This window comes from Kordiimonas marina (genome assembly GCF_023006325.1).
GTDB lineage: Bacteria > Pseudomonadota > Alphaproteobacteria > Sphingomonadales > Kordiimonadaceae > Kordiimonas > Kordiimonas marina.
In genome coordinates this window covers 37369-63900 of sequence record NZ_JAINDF010000008.1, presented here as the reverse complement: position 1 = coordinate 63900, position 26532 = coordinate 37369, and the positions used below count along the sequence as shown (strand labels likewise).

The following is a 26532-nucleotide window of genomic DNA, read 5'->3' as shown; positions in this document are numbered from 1 at the left end:
AACATACATGAATTGGATAATCTCGGGAGCGTCCCGTCGCTCCACCTTCCCGGTCTCATCGACCTACACCCTTACGCAACCGGTTGCAAGGAATATTATGCAACCGGTTGCGTAATCGATAAAAACACCATATGGTGCCCGTCAATGCGTCCCTCGCGCCCATAAGGTCAATCGGGTAGGATGAGGGACGGGAAGACATGGGGAGGGCTATCAATGCCGAAATTTGGCGTTACCTTACATACTGCCGATCTGGTGATTCTGGCGGTCTATTTCATTTTCGTACTGGTGCTGGGGGTCGTCCTCGGCCGCAAACACCAGGACGCGAAGGATTATTTCCTCGCGGGCCGCAGCATGACCTGGCCTTTCATCGGCCTGTCGCTGTTCGCCTCCAATATCTCCAGCACGACCATCATTGGCCTGGCGGGGGATGCCTACTCAAGCGGCATATCGGTCTTCAACTATGAATGGATGGCCGCTGTCGTTCTCGTCTTCTTCGCGCTTTTCATGCTGCCCTTCATCCTGCGTGCGCAGGTTTTCACCATGCCGGAATTTCTGGAGCGGCGCTTTGACGGCCGGGCGCGGCTGTATTTCTCCGCGCTCACCATCTTCCTCAATATTGTGGTGGATACAGCAGGCAGCCTGTTCGCGGGCGGGCTTTTGCTCACCATGGTGTTCCCTGGTGTGCCGGTGTGGGAGATTATCGCGATCCTCGCGGTCGTCGCCGGTTTCTACACCATGATGGGGGGCCTCGCCGCCGTGATGTATACGGATGCTGTGCAGGCGATCCTGCTGCTGATCGGCGCTGTGGTCATCACCGTCGTCGCCTTCGACAAGATCGGCAGCTGGGAGGCGGTAACCGCCGCCGTTTCCGCCAACAAGCTGAGCCTCATCCGGCCGCTCAGCGACCCCAGCATGCCATGGCTTGGGCTCGTGACCGGCGTGCCGCTTCTGGGCTTCTATTTCTGGTGTACCAACCAGTTCATGGTGCAGCGGGTCCTGAGTGCCAAATCCACCACGCACGGCCAACTCGGCAGCCTGTTTGCGGGCGCTCTGAAACTGCCAGTTCTGTTCATCATGGTCCTGCCGGGGACGTTTGCGATCCTCCTGTATCCGAACCTGCCGCGCGCAGACCTGGTGTTCCCGACCCTGATGTTCGAGATGCTACCGGCTGGCCTTCTCGGCCTCGTGCTCGCAGGCTTTATCGCGGCGCTGATGTCGCAGATCGACTCGACCCTCAACTCCGCCTCCACGCTTCTGACCATGGACTTCGTGCGCAAATGGAAGCCGGAGATAGACAGCGACCACCTGATGAAAATCGGCCGCTGGCTGACCTTCGTCTTCATGGTGCTGTCGGTTCTGTGGGCGCCGCAGATCGAACATTTCGCATCGCTGTTCAAATATCTGCAGAAGGTATTGTCCTACACCATCCCGCCTGTGGTGGTGCTGTTCCTCGTGGGCACCTTCTGGCGCCGCGCCAACGCCTCAGGGGCTTTCTGGACACTGGTGCTGGGCACCATCGCCGGGGTCGCCCTGTTCCTCATGAACGAGGTTCTGGACATCACCCACTATCAGTTCCTCTACACTGGCCCGATGCTGTTCGTGCTGTGCACCGTGATCCTGGTTGTGGTCAGCCTGATGACCCCGGCGCCAGAGGAAAGCGCCATCCTGCCCTATATCTGGTCACGGCAGGATTTCGATGCCGAGACCGCGGCGCTCAAATCCGTGCCCTGGTACGGTAACTACCGCATCCTGTCGGTATTGCTTTTGACCGCAACGGCCATCCTGGTGTTCAGCTTCCGCTGACACCGCCGGTGGAAGCTCGGACGATCAGGTCCGTCTCCAGCATCAGGGGGGTGGCTTCGCCCCCCTGGATAAGGCTCAGAAGCCGCTTGACCAGCTCTTCCCCACCCTTGCGGGTATCCTGCCGGACAGTGGTCAGCGGCGGGCTATAGTAAGCCGCCAGAGAGATATCATCGTACCCGACCACAGCGACATCTTTCGGGATGGAAAGGCCCTGTTCGCCCAGCGCGCGCACGGTAGCCATCGCAATTACGTCCGAACAGGCGAAAATGGCATCAAGCTCGACGCCGCTTTTCAGGAAAGCCGCAATCGCATCGAAAGCCGAGCTGCCGGAGAAGGGCGCCGTGACTTCGAGCTCTGGCAGAACCTCAAGCCCCGCAGCCTTGTGCGCCGCGACATAGCCCTCATAGCGGAGCTCCACCTCCGGGAGCCGCCTATCCCCGAAGAAAGCGATGCGACAACGGCCGCGCTCAATCAGGTGTCCGGTCGCTTTCTCGCCGCCCAAGCGGTTGTCGCTGCCGACCGTGCAATAGCGCTGACCCGGCAACAGACCACCCCACACCACAAAGGGCGTGGAGCCGTCCGCCATGGCATTGATTTCCGCGTGCTGGGTGCCCTGGCCGACCAGAATCACACCGTCACACGTCCCGCGCTGGACATGGTCGACCACCCAATCCTCGGACCGCATTGAGGTCTTCGCGAGCAGCAGTTCATGGTTCTGGTCATTGAGGGTATCAGCAATGCTGCCAAGAAGTTCCAGGAAGAAGGGGTCGGAAAGCCGCCAGTCCTTTTCCTGCGTGTCGGGGATCAGCACGGCGATGGTCAGCGTTTCCTTGGTCCGGAAGTTACGCGCCTTCTTGTTGAGCCGGTAATTATGATCCCGCGCAAGGGCCTGAATGCGTTCCCGGGTCTCTTTGGGAATCAGCGGGCTGTCCGCCAGCGCACGCGAAACGGTGGATTTGGACACCCCTGCAAGCCGCGCCAAATCGATCATCTTGACCACTGGCTTCGGCCCTGCCTGCTCTTTTTCCGTCATCCAAACACCCTTCTATGCAACTGTTGCACAGCCTAACGGGGGATTGGCACGCCGACAAGCGCCAATGAAAAAAGCCGCGCCCCGAAGGGCACGACCTTGTGTTTGATTGATCGCTATAGCGATCAGCCGCTACTTGCCGGCGAGATCATGCAGGATGATGTACCAGTGCCGCATCGAGATCGGCAGCGACGCCACCGGCATACGCTCGTTGAGACCATGGGCGAATTCGTCCGAGGCCTTCATGAAGGCACCTGTGACACCATAGGACGGAATGCCGACCGCGCGGAAATACATGCCATCACTGGCGCCCGACGACATTTCAGGCACGATCGGCACATTCGGATAGGTGGCGTGGACGGCGTGGGTCACGGCATCAACCACATCCTTCCGAAGCGGCGAACCGGGGCTTTCGGTCGCATCGCCGATCCGCTTCCATTCGATCTTGTCATTGCCTGCTGCCTTCTTGAGCTGATCCAGCGTGTTCTGGACGCCGGTGCCCGGGAAGATACGGCAGTTGATGGTGGCGGTGGCCGATTGCGGCAACGCGTTTTCGGCGTGCCCGCCGCGCAGCATGGTCGCCACACAGGTGGTGCCGGTGGTGCCGATATATTCAGGATCGCTCCTGAGCATCATCAGTGCGTCTGTGTCCTTCGGGTTTTCGGCGTAGCGGCGCATGGCGTCACCCATCGGGCCCTCGGTACGCTTGGCAACCTCCAGGAAATAGGCTTTCGTCAGCTCGCTGAGCTCTGCCGGGAACTGATAGGCCTGGATATTCTTGAGCGCGGTTGCCAGCTCATAGATGGCGTTGTCCTTGCGCGGGCGCGAGCTATGGCCACCGGGGTTATGAACCGTCGCCTCAAAGGTGGCGTAGGTTTTCTCCGCAGCCTGCAGATTGTAGGATTGGGGCGTGCCGTCTTCCGCCAGCACCCCGCCGCCGCCATCGGCGATCAGGGCGAAATCGGCATCAATCAGATTCCGGTACTGATGCGCCAGTGCCTTCGTGGTCGCCATGTCTGTTTCTTCATCACCCGAGAAGGCGATGATCAGGTCACGGTTGGGCACAAAACCTTCCGCCTTCAGACGCAGGAAGGTGGCCGTAAGCACGGCAACCGCCCATTTGTCGTCCTCGGCGCCACGGCCATAGAAATAGCCGTTTTCCTCAATCAGTTTGAACGGATCGCGCTCCCAGTCTTTCCGAAGCGCATCGACCACATCCATGTGGCCGGACAGCAGGATCGGCTTCTTGCCCGAGCTGCCATCGCCATGATAGCGGACCACAAGCGCCGCGGTCTTGCCGACGGGCAGGATATGGATGTCCTTCGCGTCAAAACCACCGGCCTTGAACTGGGCCGCGAGATATTCAGCAACCTTGGGCACAAGCCCCTGCCCCTTGGCCGAGCGGATGCTGACCGTATGCTCCAGGATTTCGCGGGCCTTCGCCATAAATGGCACCGTGTCGGTCGCAACCGCACCCTGTGCCAACATCGGCACCACAAGCGCGGCCACGGCAACCGTTTTCAACAAACTTCTCATGCTACTCCCCATCAGAAAATCAGATGTTTCGCCGGAAACGCTACACAGAAATCGCTTGGGCCCCCAAGCACATATTTGTGATGTTCGCTTTGCGCCCAGTGTCTTTGGAGCCTTGCAAAAGGCGCGCGCTCGTTCTTAGGCTGTTAACGATCAATCATCGGGGAGCCACAAACCATGCGCCTTATCCTTGCCACCCTGTTCGCCGCGATGCTGGCGGCCCTGCCGGTCCGCGCCGCAGACGTAACCGTCATCCACGCCGGAAAGCTTATCGATGTGGAGAAAGGGCAAGTCCTCAAGGACCAGATGATCACGGTCGAAGGCGACCGTATCACCGCGGTCGCCCCCTGGCACGGGGCCCCCGCAGGCGCAAAGATACTGGACTGGTCTTCCCGGACCGTGCTGCCCGGCCTCATGGATATGCATACGCACATCTCGGACTATGGCGATAGCGAGTCCAACAATCCACTCGAACCCCTGATGCATTCGGCGGCTGAATCGGCGCTGTCGGGCGTGAAGAATGCCCGCAACACGCTGTTGGCCGGTTTCACCACTATCCGCGATGTCGGCCCCTGGCACGCCTTCACCGATGTGGCAATCAAGAACGCTATCAACAATGGCACCATCATCGGCCCGCGTATGTCGGTGGTCGGCGCCTATATCACCGTCCCCGGCGGCGCAGGCGCCATCACCGGGCAGATCCCGGATGTCGGCATCCCGGCGGACATGCGCTTCGGTGTCGTCCGCAACGCCGACGAAGTCCGGGAGAAGGTGCGCACGCTGATCCAACACGGCGCCACCTTCATCAAGACGCTGGCAACCGGTGCCGTGCTCACCAACGGCACCGAACCCGGCGCCCCGGAACTGAGCGAGGAAGAGCTTCATGCCGCCGTGGTCGAGGCCAGCCACTACGGCATCTATGTCGCGAGCCATGCCCACGGCGCCGAGGGCATCAAGAATGCTGTCCGCGCCGGTGTGCGCTCGATCGAGCATGGCTCCTTGATCGACGACGAAGGCATCGCGCTCATGAAAAAGCATGGCACGTGGCTCGTGGCTGACATTTATAACGGCGACTATATTGGCACCGTTGGCCGCGCCGAACATTGGCCGGAAGAGCAGCTCCGCAAGAATGACGAAACCACCGAGGCCCAGCGCGAAGGCTTCCGCAAGGCGGTGAAGGCGGGTGTCAAGATCGCCTACGGCACCGATGCCGGCGTCTATCCGCATGGGCTCAACGGCCGCCAGATGGCCTATATGGTCAAGTGGGGCATGACGCCGATGCAGGCGATCCGTTCCGCCACGCTTTCAGCGGCCGAGCTCCTCGGTTGGGAGAAGAAAGTCGGCTCCATCGCACCCGGCAAATATGCCGATATCATCGCGGTCGATGGTGACCTGATGAAGAACGTGCGCCTCGTCGAGCATGTCGCCGCCGTGATGAAGGGCGGCGTGCTCTATAAGGAAGACGGCAAGCCAACCATCGAGGCTGGCATCCGCCACGATTAAATGTCCGTCACCGCCGTGTGCAGGTGGCGGCGGAATGGCACGTCAGCGATAGGTCCGGCCTCCAGCTCCCGCGCGTAGCGGTGGCCGGCATAGACCGCGTGGGCGATGAGCCCCGGTGCGAGCGCGTCCCCGATCAGCTTGACCGAGCGGATACCCGCGTCGGCCCAGCCTTCCGCCCGTGCCTTGAGGTCCCGGTAGAGACCATCGACCGGCAGGCGCATAGTCACCGGCATGAAGGCATCAGCGGCCAGCGTCATCTCCGCATCGGTCCAGCTGTGGCCAAACCGTGCCACCGCGCCGTCCCACGACAGCAGCGACTGGCTGGTGACCTGCGTGACCCCAAGCGCATGGAGGCGCTTCTGGATATGGCGGTATTCGAGCGTGTTTTCGCTCCAGCTCGCCACCATCTCTTCGGGCGTCACGACAGTCACGCGGCAGCCGAGCGCGATCAGCTTTTCCGCCATCACGCTGGCCATATAGAAGCCGTCGTCGTCATAGACCACCACATGGCCCTTGGGCGTGACGCCGTCCATGATGTCATCGGGCGTGAGTACCGCAGGCGTGCCGTCCGCGATAACCGGGCCGTCGGCCGAGCGGCCGAAACCGTCCGCGCGCCACCGGCTGCCGGTCGCCACCACCACATGCTCGGCACCGAATTCGAACACGTCGTCGGCGCTTAAGGGCGATTCCCGGTAGACCGAGATATTGGAGAGCTTGTCTATCTGGCCGACGCGCCAGTCGCGCACGCGGCCCCATTCAGCCAGGCCCGGCAGTTTGGCTTCGCGGTCGACCCGCCCGCCAAGCACACGGCTGGCTTCAGCGAGATGCACCTCATAGCCGCGCGCGCCGAGCGTGCGGGCGGCTTCGAGCCCCGCGGGGCCAGCGCCGACCACTAGCACGCGGGCGTCGCTTGCCTTTTCGGCAACCCGCTCCGGGTGCCAGCCCTTGCGCCACTCTTCGCCCATGGTCGGGTTCTGGGTGCAGCGGATCGGCGTGATGGTCATGTCACCGGTCACGCAGATGTTGCAGCCGATGCATTCGCGGATGTCCTCAATCCGGCCTTCCTCGATCTTCTTCGGCAGGAACGGATCGGCGATCGACGGCCGCGCCGCGCCGATCATATCGAGCACGCCGCGCTTGATCTGCGAGACCATGGTATCCGGCGACGTGAAGCGGCCGACGCCGACCACAGGCTTGCGGGTACAGCTCTTGACCCAGGCGATGAAGGGTTCCTGCGCACCCTCATTCGCGAAACGGCTGGTCATGCTGTCGTTATACCAGGCGGCGACGTTGACATCCCAAAGGTCCGGCAGATCGCCAAGGGCGCCGACGACATCCTTGGCTTCAGACACCGTCATGCCGCCCGCACCGATCATTTCATCAACCGCGAAGCGCACCGCGACGGCGCAGGTATCCCCCACCGCGTCCTTAGTGTCCTCGATCACCTCGCGGAACAGGCGCATGCGGTTCTCAAGGCTGCCGCCATACTGGTCCGAGCGGTGATTGCGGCGCGTTTGCAGGAAGTGCATGGGCAGGCTGAGGTCGTGACCTGCGTAGACATAAACAATGTCAAACCCGGCGCGTTTGGCACGGAGCGCGGCCTCCTTGTGCCAGCGGCGGTATTCACGGATGTCTTCAAGGTCCATCGCGCGCGCCTGGTGGGGCGTGCCGTATTTGCTGGGTTGATGCGAGGGGGCTAACAGCACCTCGCGGCTGAAGAGGTTCGAGGCCGTGGGGCCATTGTGGACAAGTTCCACCGCAGCCAGGCTGCCATGGGCATGGACCTTGTCGCACATGAGCCTGAGCGCGGGGATGTCATGGTCATCCCAAAGCCGCGCCTCCACATAGGGCGACACATCGCCGGAGGGGTGGATTTCGCACTCCTCCGTCGTCACCACCGCCCAGCCGCCTTCGGCCTTCACGGCGCGCATGGCGGCATGCGCTTCCGGCATGGCGTGGCCCATGCCGTTGCAGTGCGGCACCTGATAGAACCGGTTCCTGGCGGTTACCGGGCCGATTTTGACCGGCTCGAACAGAATATCGTAGCGTGAGTCGCGCGTCATTTGGGGTCCCTCTCCCTGTTCGCATCGTGTTTTCTTGTCTATTTCGCTTTGCTGCCCGTTTCGGGCTTATAGAGTGGATGCTGTTAGCCGAAACCACTTTCCGGGGGAACAGCCTTATGAAACTTCGTGCGCCGTTTTTGGCCCTGTTGGCCGGGGTCCTGATGACAACCACCGCTACCGCGGACGCCACGCCGCGCGCGCGAGACCTGGGCATTCCCTTCATGGGCATGCCGGGCCCCTTGAACGCCATCACCGACGTGGGCGGCGTGACCGTGGGCCAGGTGACCCTGAAGCAAGACCTGGCGGGCGGCAAGGCGGTGCGCACGGGCGTGACCGCCGTGTTGCCGCGCGGGGCCAGGACCAAGGACATCCCGGTGTTCGGCGCCAGCTTCGCCCTCAATGGCAACGGCGAGATGACCGGCACTCAGTGGATCGACGAATCCGGCTTCATCGAGGGGCCGATTTTGCTGACCAACACTCATTCGGTCGGCGTCGTCCGCGACGCGGCGATCAAGTGGCGTGTGATGCAGGGCGGCGCAGATTCGAGCGGATATTGGTGGTCGCTGCCGGTGGTCGCCGAAACCTGGGACGGCGAGCTCAATGACATCAACGGCTTCCATGTGAAGCCCGAGCATGTGTTCGAGGCGATCCGCGCCGCCAAGGGCGGACCCGTTGCCGAAGGTGGCGTCGGGGGCGGCACCGGAATGATCTGCCACGAATTCAAGGGCGGCATCGGCACCGCGTCCCGCGTCGTCAAGGTACGGGATAAAAGCTATACGGTCGGCGTGCTCGTCCAGGCCAACTATGGTGTGCGCGAAACGCTGACCATCGCAGGCATCCCCGTGGGCCAGGAGCTCACCGACGACATGATCTACCATAAGCCCGGTGGCCCGAACGGTGACACCGGCTCGATCATCATTCTGGTGGCGACCGACGCGCCTTTGCTGCCGCACCAGCTGAAGCGCATGGCCAAGCGCGCGGGGATGGGGCTCGCCCGCGTCGGCTCCTACGCCGGCAATGGCTCGGGCGACATTTTCGCCGCCTTCTCCACCGCCAACGCGAACGCAGGGCAGGACGGCGCCCCCATGACCGTGACCATGCTGGCAAACGATGACATGGACCCGCTGTTCCTCGGCACCGTCGAGGCGACAGAGGAAGCCATCGTCAATGCGCTGATCGCCGGGCGCGACATGCAGGGCAACATGGGCTCTTACGTCAAGGGCATCCCGCAGGCGAAACTTCTGGCCATTCTCAAAAAACACGGTCGGTTGCTTCCCGCTAAAAAATGAACCGGCGATCCGGGTAACAAAAAGGGCGCGGGAGGAGCGAACACCTCCCGCGCCCTTCGTCTTTTGGTCAATGCTTCAGGAAACGCTCATACCAGCCGAGGGTCTGCCTCAGGCGGTGTTCCAGATAGCTCGGCACGATAATGCCGTGGTTCTGGCCCGGATAGATCACGAGCCGCGTGTCGATATTGTTCGACCGGAGCGCCTGATACATCTGCTCGGCCCCAAGGCACGGCACGTTGAAATCCTTTTCTGAGCACTGGAACAGGGTCGGCGTCTTGATCCGGTCCGCATGCAGGAAGGGGTAGCTCAGGCGCACATAGGTCTTGAAGTTCTTCCAGGGCGTGCCGAGCTCCAGCTCATATTCGCGGCTATATTGGTCGTTGCCGTACATGCCGAACATATTGCCCGCGCCCGCGCCCGACACCGCCGCCTTAAAGCGGGTGGTGGAGGCAATCAGATAGTCCGTGAGGATGGAACCGTAGCTCCAGCCGCCGACGCCCAGCCGGTTCGGGTCGGCGATGCCCATCTCGACCACCTTGTCGACCCCGCGGAGCACGTCCTTCACATCCACATTGCCCCAGTCGGCATAGATAGCACTTGCGAACTTGAAGCCACGGCCTGAGGACCCGCGCGGGTTGATGGCGACGATGGCGAAGCCATGCGCGGCGTAATATTGCCAGTCATACTCGAACTCATGGCTGAACTGGTAAACCGGCCCGCCATGCACGCGCACGATAGTCGGGTAGCGCTTGCCCGGCACATAGCCGACCGGCTTCATGATCATGCCGTGGATTTCGACACCATCGCTCATGAACTTGAAATCCTCGGTGCCCTGAAGCGCGACATTCTTGAGGAAGTCGTTGTTGTTCGAGAGCGGGCGCTGCGTCTTCTCAACCGCCGAGACCGCATAGGGCGTCTTGTCGTCGCCATCGAGGATGACGATATGGCCGTCCTTGGCGACATCGAAATCATAGCCGAAGCGCTTGCCCTTGGTGAGGTAAGTCACCTTGTCAGACTTCAGGTCGACACGGGCGAGCCAGGTGTTTTCCGGATTCTCGATGAGCGCGAGGATCGACTTGCCGTCCGGACTGAAACGCGGCTTGTAGACGAAGTGATCCCGCGGCGCCGGGTAGCTTTCCTTGCCGGTCTCAACATCCGCGACCACAAGGTCCCACGGCTTATAATAGATCCACTTGCTTTCGCCCGAGCGCAGCCACACCAGCTTCTTGCTGTCGGGTGACCACATGGGGCGGCTTTCCCAGTAAGGGTCGATATCCGTGCCCTTGAAATGGCTGATCTGCTTGACCGGCGCGCCCGGTTTCGGCTCCATCACGAAGATGTCGAAGTTCAGGTTGCGGTCGGCATCACCATCGCGCTTGGAGACGAAGGCGATATGCTTGCCGTCGGGCGCGAAGGACGGCAACCAGTTGTCATAGTCGCCGGTGGTGAGCTGCACGCTGGTGCCGGTCTTCACGTCAGCCAGGAACAACTGCTGCCGGTTATTGGTCAGAAACCCGCGATAGTCTTCCTTGAACTGGAAACGGTGGATTTCGATCGGGAGCGGCGGTTTGTCTTCGCCGCGGCTGTCCTTGCCCGCGGTCGGGCCTGCAGGCTCGCTGATGAACACGATATGGGTGCTGTCCGGCGACCAGTCAAAATCGGTGACTCCATTCGGCACGCTGGTGACTTGGTGTGCGCCCTCACCCTTCGCGGACATCAGCCATATCTGGGTCGTTTTAGCTTTGCCGCTGTCCGACAGAAAAGCGATGCCTGAGCCATCCGGCGCCCATTTGGGTGCCCATTCGCTGACGAACGGTGTGTCGGTCAGCTTCTCGACCTTGCCGCCCTTATAAGGCACCACATAAAGGTCACTCTCCGGCGCATCGGAATCCAGATTGTGAGTGGATGCCGCATAAACGACACGGCTACCATCCGGTGACAGCTCAGGGCCTGAAAGATCGGCAAGCTTATGGAAATCCGCCATCGAAAACGGCTGATGATCCGCCCCCCATGTTGGCGTTGTCAGGACCAGGGCCGCTGCGGCAGCCTTCCAAAAAGATACAGTCATGGTTATTCCCCCTTGGCGCGTGCGAGATACCGCGCCCGTGCGTCTTTCAGATAATTGATCGTGGCGGCTTTTTCTTCCGCCGTATTGAAATCGTCCGTGCGGCCTTCAACCACCTTGATCGTCTGGGCCAGCCAGTCGGCAAAATACTGGGCGTCCTTCGGTGCCTTGTGCGGGCGGCCCTTCACATTGATCCACACGGGGTTGGTGGTGCCGTAGGGGTAAAGGTCCTGCACGTAGGGCGAAGGGTTCGGGTCGCTGGCGCGCAGGAGTAGCCAGCCGGAGCCGGTGATGCGCACATCCTTCAGCAGATTTCCATGGCGGCCATGCTCACTTTTCTTGAGGTGCGCGATCACCTTGCCGTTGAACACCACTTCCATGTCGGACAGCGGCGTGAGCGAGCGCACGGCGGCATCGACCCGCACCTTGCCCGGCGCCTTCAGATCAATGGTCGACCCCGGGGCCTGGCCATTGACCAGCAGCCCGAGGAGCGGCCCGTCGGTGGCGAAGGAATGCCCGGCCTTGATCGCGGCAGTCAGCGTGCGCGGCGTGCGGTCGGTACCGCTGATATAAAGCCGGTTGAGGCCCACCGGCCCCCGAAGCCAGGCATAGTTGGTCATGGCGTCCGTGCCCGCGCCCGCGGCCAGATGGTAGCCAAGGTTCAGGAACTTGTACCAGACAGCCGCGGTGGACTTGTGGTCGGCAAACGAGACGATCTCCAGATAGTCGGCCCGGCCCATCGCCACATCCGCAGGCAGCATGTGGCTGATCGGCTTGGTGACATCCGGCACACTGTCGAACGGGTGCACATAGCCCGCGATCGCGTGCTGCTTATGCGCAAGGTCGATCACCACACCATTATGCGGGTAAGGCGACGCCATCGCCGTATGGCGGTAGCTGGTGAAATCGGGCGTCAGGTAATGGTCCTCGAGGTTCAGAAGACCCAGGTGCCCCCAGAAGCTGGAATGATATTCCTGCCCCTGGAAAATGGTGACACCATCCGCCTGATAGGTTCCGCGCGCGAATTCCGTGATGTCCGGAATGCGCTCCTCCTTGTTGACGGCGAGGTTATAGATGATATCCAGTCCTTCGGCCTTGGCTTCGAGGGCCAACCTTTCGCGGGTCTGCTTATACTGGCCGGCATAATTCATATGCACATGCTGGTCGGCAGACAGGAAGCTACCAAACCGCGCTGGCAGAGCATCAGCCTTGAGGGTCAGCTTTTCCTGAAGGTCGCCTTGCTTAACTATCAGCTTTTCCGTAACCGGCACCCGCGCGAACCCGGCCATGGCGGATACCGTCACCGCACCCTCCGGCACCATGATCGTGCAGCTTGCAGGACAATGGAAATAGTGGGTTTCCTGTGTCTGCGTTTTAGGGTCGAAGGCGTCATCGGCATGGATGCGCACATCAGAGGGCGCATAATAGCGGCCGTCGGCAGACAGCACGCTCATGCGCGCGGACAGGGTCTTGCCCGCATCATCCGCCGCCGTCAGCGTGAGCGCATGCATCGGCCGCTTCCACACCTTCTCCTTGGCGACGATCTCGGTCCGGGCGCCGCCGACCACTTCCTGCACCCACAGGGTCAGGCCGCCGGTTTCGTTGCTGGTGTAGGCAACGCGCTTACCGTCCGGCGACCAGCGCGCGGCATGGAGGTCATAGTCCCCGAACGTGAGCGGCAGGGGTGACAGGCCTTCGGGCGTGGTCAGCCACAGCTGGTTCCACTGGCGGCCGTGGTAGCTGGAATAAAGCAGCCGCTTGCCGTCGGGCGCCAACTCGGGCCGCGCGGCCCAGGTGGTCTCCTCATTCAGGACCTTCTTCATGTCAGCCGGGTTATCGGCCGCGACCGACCAGATGTCACCACTGCCCATCGCCACCTCACGGTTGCTGACATAGTAAATGCGCTTGCCATCCGGGCTCCAGCTCGGGTTCACCGCATGGTCGGCCTTGCCGTAATAGTAGCGGTCGATCTTGCTTTCGCGCGGCGTGACGGCGAAGCGGGCGTTGGCGATTCCCGCGTCCGTCACATCGGCGACATAGAGATTGAAATGGTGGGTAACGGCGCTGGAAACATAGGCGATGTGCTTGCCGTCGGGCGACAGACGCGGCTCTACATTCACGCCGTCACCGGTCGTGAGCGCAGTGACCTTGCCACTTGCAAGGTCAAGCCGCATCAGGTTGTAGGCATCGCCGTCCTTCCGGGAGAAATAGACCGTGCGGCCATCGGGCGCCCAGTCGGGCTGGAGGTCATAACCATGACCTGCGGTCAGTTCGACCGCGCGTCCTGAGCCGACTTCCTGCCGCCACAGCGAGCCCGCCATCGAATAGATGACGCTCTTGCCGTCCGGGCTGAAGGCGACGGCGGAAGGCCCCGCCGTCAGTTGGGGAAGATACATTTCCCGCCAGTAGTAGCTGTGGGGATGGTCAACCTTCCCCATGGCCGGCACGCGGCCGCTTTCGGCCCATGCGTTCTGAACTGGCGTGAGGGCGGCTGTCACAAGCAGCCCCCCTATTATTGCCGCCGACAGCCGTTTCATCGCATCCTCCCCGTTTATTCTCAGGCTTCCGCCAGAAGTTCCTTGAAGCTGGCTTCCAGCATTTCCATGGCTTCGTCCACATCCGCCTTGGTGATCATCAAGGGCGGGATAAACCGCACGGTGCTGATGCCGCACGACAGCAGCAGAAGCCCGTTATGATAGGCTTTGGTCAGAAGCTTGTCGCAGAAGTCCACCGCGGGTGTTTTGCTTTCGCGGTCCTCCACCAGCTCCATGCCGATCATCAGGCCGTGGCCGCGGACCTCGCCGATCACGTCATAACGCGTCGCCATATCGCGGAGGCGGTCCATGAAATAGGCACCGACGTCGGCGGCGTTCGCGGCATATTCACGTTCGACTAGGTCGAGGGTCGCCAGCGCCGCGGCGCAGCAGACCGGGTTGCCGCCATAGGTGTTGCCATGTGCGCCGCGCGCCCACTGTTCCATAATGGTCTTTTTGGCGACGACCGCGCCCACCGGCATACCGGAGCCGAGGCCCTTGGCGAGCGTCATGATGTCCGGCTTCACGCCCGTGTGCTGGCACGCGAACATCTTACCGGTGCGGCCGACACCTGACTGGACCTCATCGAAAATCAGCAGAATACCGTGACGGTCACACAGCGCGCGCAGGCCCTCAAGGAAGCCCGCCGGCGGCACCAGATAGCCGCCTTCGCCCTGCAGGGGCTCGATAAGCACGGCAGCGACTTCGCTTGCCGGCACGTTGGCCTGGAAGAGCATTTTTTCCATGTAATCCAACACGGCCTGGCCCTGATCCTCGCCCGAGAACAGCGGCCGATAGGGGTTCGGGTACGGCACGTGGGTCACGCCCGGCATGGTCGGGAAGAAGCCCTTCTGCTGGGTGTATTTGCTGGCGGTGCAGGCGAGCGACCCCATGGTGCGGCCATGGAAGGCGCCCAGAAAGGCAATGACGCGCTGGCGGCCGGTGACATAACGGGCGAGCTTGAGCGCGCCTTCAACGGCTTCTGTGCCGCTTTGGCACATGAAACTCAGGACCGGCTCGCCCATCGGCGCCACTTCATTGAGTTTCTCGCCCAGGCGCACCTGATAGCCGTGCCAATAGTCGCTGGAGATATGGAGGAAATTCTGCGCGGCTTCGGTGATCGCGGCCACCACTTCCGGGTGGCTGTGGCCGGTCGAGCAAACCGCGATGCCGGACATGAAATCAAGAAAGCGGTTGCCGTCCACGTCCCACACTTCCGCACCCTTGCCGTGAGACATCACGAAGGGGTAGTCGCGCGGGTAGGACGGCGAAATCACCGCCTTGTCACGCGCCATGAGTTCGATTGCCTTGGGGCCGGGCAGTGCGGTTTTGATATGATGGTTTTTCATGTCTTAATTCCTCAGGTACTGGGTATTGGCGATACTAGATGTCAGGCTGTTTTCTTGAGATGAAGCTTCACCGGGGTCCGATGCGCAGCCTCGGTTCGGGCGTTTAGGTCGCGAAGCGCCTCGAGTTCTTCCGTGGTGGGCGGCGCGATCACGTCGAGCTTTCCGGCAACCCGGAGCGGCCAGCCGGTTGCGGCCACCGCGTCCTCCGCCTTCGCGCCGTCGAACAGGCTCACGAGCGTCAGTTCATCGGTTTCTGCGTCCGGACGGAGAAGACCGAAATCGGTCACCACCACGCTGGGGCCACGGCCGGGATAATTCTTGCGCCGCCGCTCGCCACCGCCGTTCAGGAGGCCGGCGCTCGTGCGGAAATCAAGCTTGTCGACGAAGCCGCGCTTGGTCTGGTTCATGATCACGAAAATATCGCGGGCATGGGTGATGATCTCCGGCGCGCCACCTGCCCCCGGCAGGCGGGTCGAAGGCGCGTCATAGGGGCCGATCACCGTGCTGTTGAGGTTGCCGAACCGGTCGATCTGCGCCGCCCCCAGGAAGCCGACGTCGATGCGCCCGCCCTGCAGGTAATGGCTGAAGATTTCAGTCAGGGGCACCACGGCGTCCGCAGTGTCGGCCAACTCACCGTCACCGATGGAGAGCGGCAGCACAGATGGCCGCGTGCCCACGGTGCCGGATTCGTAGATCAGCACCAGGTTAGGCGCATGGATCATGCTCGCAAGCACACAGGCCGCGCTCGGCTTGCCGATACCAACGAAGCAGACGGCGCCGTCCGGCAAAAGGCGCGCGGCAGCCACCGTCATCATCTCGCCGCTTGTGTAGGTCTTCCCGGTCATGCCAGCACTCCCAAAGCTTCGAGGTGGGCGCCGTGGCTGGCGGCCTTCACCACATGGCGGTCCATCCAGTCGCGGAAACGGTCACGGTCACGCGCGACCTCATCCCAGGCGATATAGAAGCTATTGTCCCGGCCATAATAGCCGTGGGTATAGCTCGGGTAGGCACCACCTGGCACCTCGGCGATAGCGGTGACAACAAAGCGCGGCAGCACCACGGCATTCATCGGGGCCCCAAGGTCATCGACAATCTCCTCCACCGTCACGATCACCGCTTTGGCGGCGAAAGCGGCATCCCGCGCGGCGCCCGTGATGCCTTCGAGGAGCACGTTACCGGCCCGGTCCGCCTTCTGGGCATGGAGGATGGTGACATCCGGGTTTACTGCACGCACGGCGGTGAGCGGCGCACCGGTGAAGACGCATTCGACCTCCGCCGTCCGGCCCGTTTGCAGGGGCCTGAGGTCAGTGTCCGAATGGCCTTTCATCAGGCCGTGTGGCAGCCCGGCAGCCCCCGCCGAATAGGCGACCGACATTTCACCGTGGCTGTGTTCGTTGAGGACGAGCTTGTTGGGCCAGCCCTTCTCGACCGCGTCCCGAAGCCGGTGCAGCGAGCCCACACCCGGGTTGCCGCCCCAGGAAAAGGTCAGCGTGTCCGCCACGCCCATGCCGATCATCTGATCGTACAGGAGGTCCGGCGTCATGCGCATAAGGTGGAGGCCCGTGATCCCCTGACGGATGATCTCATGCCCGGCCGCGAACGGAATGAGGTGAGTGAAGCCTTCAAGCGCCACACACATGCCGGGTTTGACATGGGTGGCGATGGCATCCTCTAACGACAGAAAAGCCGCCATGATGTCCCCTACTCCACAACCGTTTGCGACTGCTCGCGCATATACCGGGCCAGATAATAGAAGGACGCGATGGCGCAGCCGGTGCAGCCCGAACCCTTCCAGCCGCCGAACGGCTGGTACCCAGGCCAGGCACCGGTAGTGGCACCCTGCGGACGGTTGACGTAGGTCACACCCGCCTCGACCTGATCAAGGAACCAGTCCACCTCCTCCTGATTACCGTAGACGCCCGCAGTGAGGCCAAGCGGTGAGGCGTTGATTTCCGCCATGGCTTCGTCACGGTCCTTGACGGTGGCGACCATCAGGATCGGCAGGAACAGTTCGCGGGCATAGAGCGGATGCTCCTTGGGCGCCGCCACCAGCGTCGGCGCCACGAAATAGCCGTTCGCCAGCGCACCGTCGGTCAGCGTATGACCGCCCGCGAGGATATTGCCGCCATCAGCCGCAAGTTCCGGCACCACAGCCTGATAGCGCTCATAGGCTTCGCGGGTCGCCACCGGCCCCATATAGACCGCGCGGTCGAGCGGATCACCCACAGCGAGCGAGTCCGTTTGTTTGGCAAGACGATCAAGCAGCTCAGCCGCCACCTCTTCATCAACATAAACCCGGGACAGCGCCGAGCATTTCTGGCCGCTGAGACCGAAGGCCGAGCGGCTGATGCCGAGGACGGCGCGCTCAAGGTCCGCGTGCTTTGAAACGTAGCAGGCGTTCTTGCCGCCCATTTCGGCGATCACCGGCTTGGGCCACGGGCCGTTCAGCATCTGGCGCTGGATCGCCATGCCGACCTCATGCGAGCCAGTGAAGGTCACACCTGCAACATGGCGGTGGCTCACGAGCGCGCGGCCGACTTCATCGCTGCCGCCGCCCAGGTCGTTGAACACGCCGGCGGGCAGGCCCGCATCCTTCAGGCATTCGGCCAGCATGCGGCCGGACCAGGGCGTGGTCGGCGCGCCCTTCATGACCACCGTGTTGCCGGTCACGAGCGCGGCCGCGATCGGACCGCCCGCAAGCGCGAACGGGAAGTTGAAGGGCACGATGACGGCCCATACGCCGTGGGGCTTCATTACGCTGCGGTTGGTGGACGTCCAACCGTCGAGCGGGTCGTTCGGCAGGCGGCGGTCGAAGCCTTCGTTCTTTTCGAAATCGTCGCAATAGTGGCGGAAAAAGTCGGCGGTTTCCTGAACCTCACCCAGCGCTTCCATGCGGTTCTTGCCAACCTCAAGCGCGACGGCCGCACCCATGTCATAGACGCGCTCCTCGATGATGTCGGCCGCGCGGCGCAGGATGGCGAGGCGGTCCGCCATCGTCCTATGGCGCCAGCCGTCGAAGGCGGCGCGGGCCGCCGCAACAGCTGCGTCCACATGTGTTGCATCTGCAACAGCAAAGTCCCCCAACCGGCAAGCATGATCGATGGGGCTAAAGACTGGCTCGAATGTCGCGGTCATGACCTCTTCACCGCCGATCGAAAGGCCATGCCGCTTGCCGAGCGACGCGCGCACACGCGTGGCGGCCGCATCGAAACGCTCATGCATCTCCTCCGGCGGATTGAACATGGTCGAATAGGTCAAACTGAAGCTCATGATCCCTGTCACCCTTCCCTTCAGGGCGGCCGGTCGCCGGTCCGCACACTGGTCCCCCAGCCCATGCCCGCAGCCAAAATGGCGTGTGGTGCATTTTAGGCTTGCATTTTGTGCGAATAGTGAACAATAATTCACATATTGCATAAATATGTAGGTCTGTGCCACGGTAGCTGTCAACAGCAATCTATGCTGAGACACGCCTAAACAGATCTTTTTCTGGGGAAAAACAGTGCACCAAATGACCAGCCCTGAACCGCGCGACGCCTTCAAGGAAGGATCGGACTATGTGCAGTCGCTTGACCGGGCGTTGACGGTCATTCTGGCCTTCAACCAGCGCGGCGCCATGAGCCAGTCCGAGCTAGCCGAAATCACCGGTCTTTCGCGTGCCGTGGTCCGGCGTATGCTCCTGACCCTCAAGTATCTGGGCTATGTCAGCCAGAGCGGCCGCCAGTTTAGTTTGACCCCACGCATCCTCGACCTTGGCTTCAGCTATCTATCGTCCCTGTCGGTGACCGAGTTCGCATTGCCGATCATGGAGGATGTGGTCCGGAAGACAGGGGAAAGCTGTTCCATGTCGGTTCTCGACGGGCATGAGATTGTTTATGTCCAGCGCGTGGCGGCCAAGAAGATCATGGCGGTTACCCTGGGTGTCGGCGCCCGGCTGCCCGCCTTCTGCGCCTCAATGGGCCGGGTCCTGCTGGGCGGCCTGGGCGAGCAGGAGCTCGATAGCTGGCTTGATGACCTCACACCGCAACAATTGACGGGACGGACGCTGACGGACAGGACACTTCTTCGCCAGGAAATCATGAAGGTTGGCGCGCAGGGTTTTGCTTATGTAGAGCAGGAGCTGGAGCTTGGCCTGTGTTCTGTTGCCGTCCCGGTGCGCGACCGTACCCGCCGCGTGTGCGCCGCACTCAATATCGGCATGCCCTATTCCGAAGGGGCCCGGACCCGCGCCGTCAAGGAGCTCGTTCCTGTGCTCCGCGAGGCCGCGACCCAGATCGACCGCAGCCTGCTGACCCGCTAAACCTCAGAGCACAAGCCCGAGCCGGTCCTTCACCTCGCCCCGGAAAGCAACCAGCGTTTCCTCCAGCCTCGCCACGAGATCATCGCACTCGGCCTCTGTGATGGTCATCGGCGGCGACACCATGATCCAGTCGCCGTTTTTGCCGCCTGCTGTGCGGCGGCTGTAGATCATCAGCCCATGTGCCAGACCAAGCGTGCGGATGCGTTCGACCGCGTTGGTTTCAGCGGGCAGGATCGCCTTCGTCGCCGGATCGGCCACGAACTCAAGCGCCATCAGCATGCCGCGGCCTCGGATATCGCCAATGATCGGCTCACGCTTCTGCAAAGCTTCGAGGCCCGCACGCAGATAAGCGCCACGTGTCTCCGCCTGCTTGACCAGACCTTCCTTCTCATAGACATCCAGAACCGCCAGACCCGCCGCGCAGGTGACCGGGTTGGCGTTATAGGTATGGCTGAAGTTGAAGCCGGTGAGGTCCGCGAGCTCATCCACCATGGCGGCAGGTGCCAGCATGGCGCCAAGCGGCGTGTAGCCGGAGCCCAAGCCCTTGGCGAGCACGACGATATCCGGCCGCGCCTCCGGATAATGGTGGGAAGCCAGGAACTTGCCGGTGCGGCCGGTGCCGCACAGCACCTCATCATAGACAAGATACACGCCATGTGTGGTGCAGATGTCGCGCACGCGGTTGAAGAAGATATCGGGCGGCACGTTGCAGCCGGTCGACAGGCCGCCAACCGGTTCGACAACGAAACAAAGTATGTTCTCCGCGCCCAATTCGCGGATTTTGGCATCGAGTGCGTCGGCGCACTGGCGGGCGTAAGCCTCGGCGTCCGTCCCGGCCGGTGTGCGGTAGGTGAGCGCGGCCGGGATCTTTTCGGATGGGATCGAGAAGCCGTCCAGGAACGGCCTCAAGGCATCGTCGCCGGTGATCGAGAGCGTACCAATGGTGCCGCCATGATAGGACGGGTTGCAGCTGATGATGGTCCGTTTGCTCCCCTGCCCTTTGGCAACCGCATACTGGCGCAGGAACTTGAGCGCGGCTTCCATCGCCTCGGATCCGCCGGAGGCCAGGCACACGCGCTCATACCCCGGCCCCGCGAGCGCGGCAATGCGCGCGGTCAGCTCCATGTTCGGCCGGTGGCGCGAGGTGCGGCTGTAGGCGAAGTCCATGCGCTTGGCCTGGGCCGCCATCGCATCCGCCACATGGGCGTTGCCATGGCCGATATTGGAAACCACGGGGCCTGAAGAGACGTCGATATAGCGCTTGCCGTCCTCACCAAATAGATACACGCCCTCGGCGCGCTCGATGATAGGAAGCGGCACCTTGTTGGCGGCGCTGTAGAACAGGTCCTGGGGGCACCCCAGGTTCTTGCGGAGGGATGAAATGACGGTCTTGGGGTCGTTATTGGGGAGAGTCATGACGGCACACAACATTAGGGCATGGCGCCCGTGTTAGGAGGGCGGCACCCGAAAGTACCGCCCCAAACATTTTTCAAGCCTTCAGGCTAGAGCCCGGATCAGAATTTCTGACCGAACTTGATCCCGAAGGTCCGCGGCCTGGCCGGCACGAGGTAAACCTCGCCACCACAGACTTCCTCGGCGCATTCGGTATAGCGGGTCAGGCTGGCCCGCTTGTCGAAGGCGTTCTGGACATAAGCCGTGATTTTCCAGTTGTCCTCTGAGACCTCGAAGCTGAAGTCCGCCAGGGCATAGCCAGCCTGGTTGCCGATGATCCGGCGCACCTTCACCCGAAGGTCGGAATAGGCCATGGTCTGATACGCCAGACTACCCTGCAAGGCACCATTCATTTCGCCCATCGGGAACTCATAGCGTGCGGTCCAACTGGTTTTGAACTTCGGTGTCACCGGCAGGCGGGTGCCATTTGGTGCTTCCGGACGCGCACAATCGGTTATCGGTGTGCCGTCCGGCAGAACTGTACCGCAATAGTTCTCGACCAGCTTGCCGCTGGTGTAGGCCGCGTTGCCGTTCAGCGTGAAGCCTTCAGACACCGCAATCGTCACGTCACCTTCAACACCCTTGATGCGGGCCTTGGTGGCGTTGGTGATTTCGGTAAGGCCGTTCTGACCGAGCACCGCGAACTGAACGCCTTTCCAGTCCTGTACGTAGAAGTCACCGTTGAAGCGGACACGGCCGTCTGCCAGCGTGGTTTTCCAACCAACCTCATAGTTGGTCAGGAAGTCCGGCAGATACGGCGGCAACGATCCGCGACGGTTGATACCGCCCGGACGGAAACCGCGCGACCATGTGGCATAGACCATGGCATCGTCGTTGATATGGTAGGATGCGTTCAGCTTGTAGGTGAAGTCCGTCTTCTTGGCCGAACGCGGATACACATGGTCAACAGTCGAGATATTCTCGTCATACAGGTTGGTACATGGCCCACCCGCGACAAGAACCGGCCCATCCACCCCGCCAATACATTTCGCGACACCGGTCTTGCTCGACACATTGTCGCTATAGCCGAAGAAGCCGGCAAGCGAGTTGTTATAGCGGAATATACGCAGGCCGCCCGTGACGGTCAGCTTGTCGGTGACATCGTAGGTCAGTTCACCGAAGGCTGCATAGTCACGGTCGATCCGCTCCTGTTTCGTAAGCCAGATAGTGTCCGGCCAGCCCGGAACAGAGATATCCGTGCCGATATTATCGACCATATAACGCTGCTGGATATTGTGGGTCTGGCGCTGATAGAAAAGACCACCGACGAAACGGAGCTTTTCATCCGACGGGGATGAAATCCTCAGCTCGTGGGATTCCTTGGTGAAACGGTCACGGCCCTGGATATATTGCGACGGGTTAACGAGCGTGCCGTTATCGTCATAGAAATAAGCACCATAGCCATAGAGCACATCATAGAAATAGGCATAGTCGGCATAGTCCGCCGCGCTATCGATGTCGCGCTTGAGGTATGTACCGGCATAGACGAGATCGAAGTTGCCGATCTTGCCTTCGACGGTCAGGCCAGCCTGGAACCACCGGTCTTTCGCGAATTCCGGATGGATATGCGCGACCTGCAGGTCACCGACCGTGCTGTCATACGCATAGACACCATGGCTGCGCTGTTCCTGCCCCATGATCTGCGGTGTGATCGTCCAGCTATCATTGAGGTCGACCTTGAGGGCCGCGCGGCCACCGTAGGTTTCGACATCATTATAGTTGTTCTTCACCTGAGCCGCGTTGTCATCAACCGCGCCTGAGGTCGGGTACGTCCGAAGCTTATGGACGTTGTCGATGAAACCGGCGTCACGCTCATACCAACCGACAAGGCGGACGGCGGCATGTTCGTTGATCGGTGCGTTGACATAGCCTTCGCCCGTGTAGCCAAAGTCACCATGGGCGACATTGTTGACCTCAAAATCATAGGCGGCCGAGAATTTGCTCGGGTCAGGCTTGTTGGTGATGATCCGAAGCGTACCGGCCTGCGAGCTGGCGCCATACAGCGTGCCCTGTGGTCCGGAAAGTGCCTCGACGCGGGCGATATCATAGATATGGATATCAAGCGCGCCCTGGATCGTCGTGATCGGCTGTTCGTCGAGATAGATACCGACCGACGGCAGCGAACCGGAGTGGTTGCCGTCGCCACCGCTGGCAACACCGCGCATATAGACCATGCTCGCCCCTGGGCCGTAGGTCTGGTAAGAGACGCTCGGCAGGAATTTCGCATAGTCAAAGAAGTCGGTGATGTGCAGTTTTTCCAGCTTCTCGGTATTGTAAGCCAGAATGCTGACCGGCACGTCCTGCAGGTTTTCGGCCCGCTTCTGTGCGGTAACGACGATTTCTTCAAGCGCCATACCCGAGGAAGACTTCTTGTCTTGATTCTGGTCCTGGGCGAGCGCAGGAGCCCCTGCTGCCAGCATGGTCGATGCAAGCAGCATGGGCACATATGCCCGGCGATAACGGCCGGTTGTTATTCGTTTGTCCGATGCCATGCTATCCTCCCTGATAACTGTTAGCGGCGTGGAAAACTTAGAATGAGCGACCCTGGGGGATCGCCCGGCTCAGGTTACTCAGTACAGTGGATCCCCCCGTTCCCGGTCATATCCGGGACTTCAGGATAGGTTTCCAGGATCGGGCCAAGCGTGTCCTTCATCGGCCCGATCCAGGGTTCGAAATGACGCCAGTGCTCGACGGCGTCGGTAAAGATGGGTTTACGCACCTGCTCCGAGCTCGCAGTCCGGACGGCACGGTCGTTTTCATAATAGCGCAGCACACCCTCCTCGAACGGCAGGCCGCAATAGTCCAGGAGCCGGCGGATTTCCGCTTCGGTGTCCGCCACCATATTCTCGTAGATCACCCGGTGGACACGGCCCGGCAGCACAGCGTCGAAATGCGCCATCAGCGCCACATAGTCGCGGTAGTAGCGCGCCACGTCTTCCTGGGCGTAGGTAAAGTTCTGCCCCCGCGCAAAATGCTGTTTGAACGCCGAGAAGCAGCAGCCGAGGGGGTGTCGGCGCGCGTCGATGATCTTGGCATTCGGCAGGATCAGATGGATGAAACCGGTGTGGGCGAAATTGTTCGGCATCTTGTCGATGAAGAAGGGCCGCCCGAGCTTGCGCTGGATGCGCGTGCGCTCCAGATATTCCTCGCCCAGCGCTTTCAAGTCATCCGCGCTCAGGTCCCCGAGCACCTCGGGGTAGACCGAGCTTTCGTTACGCTTCTTCTTGCCGCCCAGGCGCTTGGCCATGGTGATGATGTCCGGCAGCTCCATGGTGCCTTCAACCATCGAATGGCTGGAAAGGATCTGCTCCACCAGCGTAGACCCCGCGCGCGGCAGGCCGACAATGAAGATAGGGTCCGGCGCGTCCGAACCCTGCCCCGCCCGCGCCGCGAAAAAGCCCTTGTCGAACAGCGCGCGGGAGCGCGCCACATGGGCGCTGTTGTCGTCGGCGTCATAATCGATGAGGTCTCGCCGGCTGGCGTTGCCTTTTTCATAATGCGCGAAGGATTGTTCGTAGGCGCCCACATCCTCATAGGCCTTGCCAAGCGCGAAATGCAGGTGGAAGCGATCTTCCTTCTCAAGGCCTTCGTCCGTAAGCGCCTGCTCCATGGCCGCGAGCTGCGCGTCGCTGAAGCGGAAGGTCTTGAGGTTGGCAAGGCTCCAATAAGCTTCCCCAAGCGAAGGCTGCATCGTGACCGACTTTTCATAAGCCGCGATCGCATCGGCCTGGCGGCCAACGGTCTTGAGCGCATGGCCATAGCTCATCCAGGCCTTGGGCTGGCCGCCGAATGTCTCGAGCACGGCTTCATAAACCTCGATCGCCTCGTCATAATTGCCGATCCGCACCAGCGCAGACGCCCGCAGGATGCGGTAGCCGGGGTTGTTCGGGTCGGTCTTCAGGAGCGTATCGATCTGGTCAAGCGCCTCCGGTATCCGGTTCAGACGGTGCAGAACGGTGGCATAATTGTGCCGGGCCGCGATAAAACTGGGTGCCAGTTCAAGGCTGCGCGCCAGCAGGTTGGCGGCGTCTTCATAGCGGCCAAGCCGGCTGCCAACTTCCGCCAGCATGCGGAGGGCTGCCACGTCGGTCGGCGCCCCTTTGAGATAATCGCGCAGCGTATGTTCGGCGACCGCGAGCTTGTTGTCCAACAGCGCCACTGCGGCTTCCATCAGCTGCGGGTCCTTGACCGAGGCCTGGATATGGCGCGCATAAGCCTCATCCGCGCCCTTTTCATCCCCTGCAAGCGTCAGCGCGTCGCCAAGTGCGCGCCAGGCATTGATCAAATCGGGCCGCAAACCGAGGGCATGACGAAGCGCCTGGATAGCCTCGGCACCGCGGCCAAGCGCGGCCAGGGTCAGGCCCAGTTCATAATGGGCGGCAGCATAGCGCGGCTGGGCCTGCGCAAGCGGCCCAAGGACGGCCAAGGCAGCACGCGCATCACCCCGAAGACGGAGCGCCGCGCCGAGCAGCATCTCGCCCTCCGGGTGGCCGGGCACAGCTTTCAGGATCTCACGGGCCTGTTCTTCGGCAAGCGCAGGATCGACGCCAAGCAGGCGCGCGGTGTGAGCAAATGCCGTCGCGAGCGTCCCTACAGGTGCCTGTGCAGTGCTTGCCAAATTTGATTCCGATCCGTCTGAACACACTCCGATCGACGAGCCATCCCCCAGAACTGTCTGGCACCGTGATCACAAACACGAAGCTTAAGCACTGGCGAAAATGTTTGTCGAGAAATTGTAACATTGGGGCGTATAGCGAACACATGGTGCGATTTTGATACATTTTACCGCCATACGTCATAGCCCCAAAGGTCATGGCCCCTGCCTGAAACGTTACCAGAAGCCCGCTTGGCGGCAGCGCGATTATCCCGTAAGGTCCAACGAGTCTCCACACTATGGACACCAGAAGCATGACCACAAAGCCGTCCCTCGCCGCCAATATCCGCCGGAATGTCCTTGTCGGCATTTTCACGCTGGTGCCCTTGTGGCTGACACTTCTGCTCTTGTCCGTGGTGCTGGACTTTATCCGCGACCTGGCGTCACCGCTTCTCAAATGGCTGACCGCCGGGGTGAAACCGGATGCCGGGCCGCTTTATACCGTCATCACCCATCCGTGGCTGCAGACCTCACTCGCGCTTATCGTCATGCTGCTGCTGTTCTATGTCGTCGGCTGGCTGGCGTCGCGCTGGGCGGGCAAGAAGCTGTTGGATTTGCTGGATTATATTATCGACCGCATTCCGGTCGCCAAGTCGATCTACAAAACCATCAAGCGCCTGACCGACGTCATGCAGAAGGAACCGGCGGACATTCAGCGTGTGGTGCTGATCGAGTTTCCGTCCCCCGACATGAAGACCGTCGGTCTTGTCACCCAGACCTTCAAGGACAGTGATACCGGCAAGGAACTGGCGGCGGTTTATGTGCCGACGACGCCGAACCCAACCTCGGGCTATCTGGAAATCGTGCCGGTGGAAAAGCTGGTCGTCACCAACTGGAAGCTGGATGAGGCGATGTCCTTCATCATTTCAGGCGGCGCCGATGTGCCCAACCGCTTTGTCTGGGACCGTCCGACGCCGAAAGAGGCGCCGGACATTCCAGTGGAAAAACAGGTCGACTGAC

Annotated in this window: 17 protein-coding genes; 5 read left to right on the top strand and 12 right to left on the bottom strand. The window is 61.5% G+C overall.

From position 1 onward, the window contains the following. The first annotated feature begins 213 nt into the window (after positions 1-213). Entirely contained in the window at positions 214-1803 is a 1590-nt protein-coding gene (locus tag K6118_RS16335) for a sodium:solute symporter (RefSeq protein ID WP_247121558.1), read from the top strand. Here the strand turns inward: K6118_RS16335 and K6118_RS16330 are convergent. Further along, complete coding sequence (locus K6118_RS16330) at positions 1790-2836, bottom strand: LacI family DNA-binding transcriptional regulator (RefSeq protein WP_247121557.1); 1047 nt, start codon at positions 2834-2836, stop codon at positions 1790-1792. The two genes, K6118_RS16335 and K6118_RS16330, sit on opposite strands and share 14 nt — an antisense overlap. 129 nt (positions 2837-2965) lie before the next feature. Further along, positions 2966-4369: a M20/M25/M40 family metallo-hydrolase gene (locus K6118_RS16325; RefSeq protein WP_247121556.1), complete on the bottom strand. Its 1404-nt coding sequence runs from the start codon at positions 4367-4369 to the stop codon at positions 2966-2968. Between the two features lie 174 nt (positions 4370-4543). Between K6118_RS16325 and K6118_RS16320 the strand changes: the two genes are divergently transcribed. Then, complete coding sequence (locus tag K6118_RS16320) at positions 4544-5869, top strand: Xaa-Pro dipeptidase (RefSeq protein WP_247121555.1); 1326 nt, start codon at positions 4544-4546, stop codon at positions 5867-5869. Here the strand turns inward: K6118_RS16320 and K6118_RS16315 are convergent. After that, positions 5866-7932: an oxidoreductase gene (locus K6118_RS16315; RefSeq protein WP_247121554.1), complete on the bottom strand. Its 2067-nt coding sequence runs from the start codon at positions 7930-7932 to the stop codon at positions 5866-5868. The genes K6118_RS16320 and K6118_RS16315 overlap by 4 nt on opposite strands. 116 nt (positions 7933-8048) lie before the next feature. Between K6118_RS16315 and K6118_RS16310 the strand changes: the two genes are divergently transcribed. Further along, on the top strand, positions 8049-9221 hold the full coding sequence (locus K6118_RS16310; RefSeq protein WP_247121553.1) for a DmpA family aminopeptidase: 1173 nt from the start codon (positions 8049-8051) through the stop codon (positions 9219-9221). A gap of 67 nt (positions 9222-9288) precedes the next feature. Here K6118_RS16310 and K6118_RS16305 read toward each other — a convergent pair whose 3' ends face one another. From K6118_RS16305 to K6118_RS16280, 6 genes are read right to left on the bottom strand one after another with little or no spacing between them, the layout of a single operon-like run. After that, complete coding sequence (locus tag K6118_RS16305) at positions 9289-11289, bottom strand: S9 family peptidase (protein WP_247121552.1); 2001 nt, start codon at positions 11287-11289, stop codon at positions 9289-9291. A 2-nt stretch (positions 11290-11291) separates the two neighbouring features. Further along, a complete protein-coding gene (locus K6118_RS16300) occupies positions 11292-13823 on the bottom strand; it encodes a CehA/McbA family metallohydrolase (protein WP_247121551.1) in 2532 nt (843 codons plus the stop codon). A gap of 20 nt (positions 13824-13843) precedes the next feature. After that, the gene (locus K6118_RS16295) at positions 13844-15169 is read right to left on the bottom strand and encodes an acetyl ornithine aminotransferase family protein (protein ID WP_247121550.1); all 1326 of its coding nucleotides are present in this window, start codon (positions 15167-15169) and stop codon (positions 13844-13846) included. A gap of 41 nt (positions 15170-15210) precedes the next feature. After that, positions 15211-16014 carry a CoA-transferase subunit beta gene (locus tag K6118_RS16290; protein ID WP_247121549.1) on the bottom strand — a complete coding sequence of 268 codons (804 nt, stop codon included), beginning with the start codon at positions 16012-16014 and terminating at the stop codon, positions 15211-15213. Beyond that, positions 16011-16862: a CoA transferase subunit A gene (locus K6118_RS16285; RefSeq protein ID WP_247121548.1), complete on the bottom strand. Its 852-nt coding sequence runs from the start codon at positions 16860-16862 to the stop codon at positions 16011-16013. Before K6118_RS16285 ends, K6118_RS16290 begins: the two co-directional genes overlap by 4 nt. Before the next feature lie 8 nt (positions 16863-16870). Further along, positions 16871-18439 carry an aldehyde dehydrogenase family protein gene (locus tag K6118_RS16280; protein WP_247121547.1) on the bottom strand — a complete coding sequence of 523 codons (1569 nt, stop codon included), beginning with the start codon at positions 18437-18439 and terminating at the stop codon, positions 16871-16873. Positions 18440-18677: 238 nt separating this feature from the next. Between K6118_RS16280 and K6118_RS16275 the strand changes: the two genes are divergently transcribed. Further along, on the top strand, positions 18678-19466 hold the full coding sequence (locus K6118_RS16275; protein WP_247121546.1) for an IclR family transcriptional regulator domain-containing protein: 789 nt from the start codon (positions 18678-18680) through the stop codon (positions 19464-19466). 3 nt (positions 19467-19469) lie between these two features. Here the strand turns inward: K6118_RS16275 and K6118_RS16270 are convergent, their stop codons facing one another. From K6118_RS16270 to K6118_RS16260, 3 genes are all read right to left on the bottom strand, one after another. Next, a complete protein-coding gene (locus K6118_RS16270) occupies positions 19470-20882 on the bottom strand; it encodes an aminotransferase family protein (RefSeq protein WP_247121545.1) in 1413 nt (470 codons plus the stop codon). Between the two features lie 98 nt (positions 20883-20980). Further along, a complete protein-coding gene (locus K6118_RS16265) occupies positions 20981-23410 on the bottom strand; it encodes a TonB-dependent receptor (protein WP_247121544.1) in 2430 nt (809 codons plus the stop codon). A gap of 74 nt (positions 23411-23484) precedes the next feature. Beyond that, positions 23485-25536 carry a tetratricopeptide repeat-containing sulfotransferase family protein gene (locus K6118_RS16260; RefSeq protein WP_247121543.1) on the bottom strand — a complete coding sequence of 684 codons (2052 nt, stop codon included), beginning with the start codon at positions 25534-25536 and terminating at the stop codon, positions 23485-23487. A gap of 290 nt (positions 25537-25826) precedes the next feature. On the opposite strand from K6118_RS16260, the gene K6118_RS16255 reads away from it, so the two are divergent. Continuing rightward, positions 25827-26531, top strand: coding sequence for a DUF502 domain-containing protein (locus K6118_RS16255; RefSeq protein ID WP_247121542.1), 705 nt, complete (start codon positions 25827-25829; stop codon positions 26529-26531). Position 26532: the final 1 nt, after the last annotated feature.

Excerpts from the sequence above, each read along its gene's own strand:
- K6118_RS16335 (WP_247121558.1), top strand. The coding sequence starts at position 214 with ATGCCGAAATTTGGCGTTACCTTACATACTGCCGATCTGGTGATTCTG.
- K6118_RS16330 (WP_247121557.1), bottom strand. The coding sequence starts at position 2,836 with ATGACGGAAAAAGAGCAGGCAGGGCCGAAGCCAGTGGTCAAGATGATC.
- K6118_RS16325 (WP_247121556.1), bottom strand. The coding sequence starts at position 4,369 with ATGAGAAGTTTGTTGAAAACGGTTGCCGTGGCCGCGCTTGTGGTGCCG.
- K6118_RS16320 (WP_247121555.1), top strand. The coding sequence starts at position 4,544 with ATGCGCCTTATCCTTGCCACCCTGTTCGCCGCGATGCTGGCGGCCCTG.
- K6118_RS16315 (WP_247121554.1), bottom strand. The coding sequence starts at position 7,932 with ATGACGCGCGACTCACGCTACGATATTCTGTTCGAGCCGGTCAAAATC.
- K6118_RS16310 (WP_247121553.1), top strand. The coding sequence starts at position 8,049 with ATGAAACTTCGTGCGCCGTTTTTGGCCCTGTTGGCCGGGGTCCTGATG.
- K6118_RS16305 (WP_247121552.1), bottom strand. The coding sequence starts at position 11,289 with ATGACTGTATCTTTTTGGAAGGCTGCCGCAGCGGCCCTGGTCCTGACA.
- K6118_RS16300 (WP_247121551.1), bottom strand. The coding sequence starts at position 13,823 with ATGAAACGGCTGTCGGCGGCAATAATAGGGGGGCTGCTTGTGACAGCC.
- K6118_RS16295 (WP_247121550.1), bottom strand. The coding sequence starts at position 15,169 with ATGAAAAACCATCATATCAAAACCGCACTGCCCGGCCCCAAGGCAATC.
- K6118_RS16290 (WP_247121549.1), bottom strand. The coding sequence starts at position 16,014 with ATGACCGGGAAGACCTACACAAGCGGCGAGATGATGACGGTGGCTGCC.
- K6118_RS16285 (WP_247121548.1), bottom strand. The coding sequence starts at position 16,862 with ATGGCGGCTTTTCTGTCGTTAGAGGATGCCATCGCCACCCATGTCAAA.
- K6118_RS16280 (WP_247121547.1), bottom strand. The coding sequence starts at position 18,439 with ATGAGCTTCAGTTTGACCTATTCGACCATGTTCAATCCGCCGGAGGAG.
- K6118_RS16275 (WP_247121546.1), top strand. The coding sequence starts at position 18,678 with ATGACCAGCCCTGAACCGCGCGACGCCTTCAAGGAAGGATCGGACTAT.
- K6118_RS16270 (WP_247121545.1), bottom strand. The coding sequence starts at position 20,882 with ATGACTCTCCCCAATAACGACCCCAAGACCGTCATTTCATCCCTCCGC.
- K6118_RS16265 (WP_247121544.1), bottom strand. The coding sequence starts at position 23,410 with ATGGCATCGGACAAACGAATAACAACCGGCCGTTATCGCCGGGCATAT.
- K6118_RS16255 (WP_247121542.1), top strand. The coding sequence starts at position 25,827 with ATGACCACAAAGCCGTCCCTCGCCGCCAATATCCGCCGGAATGTCCTT.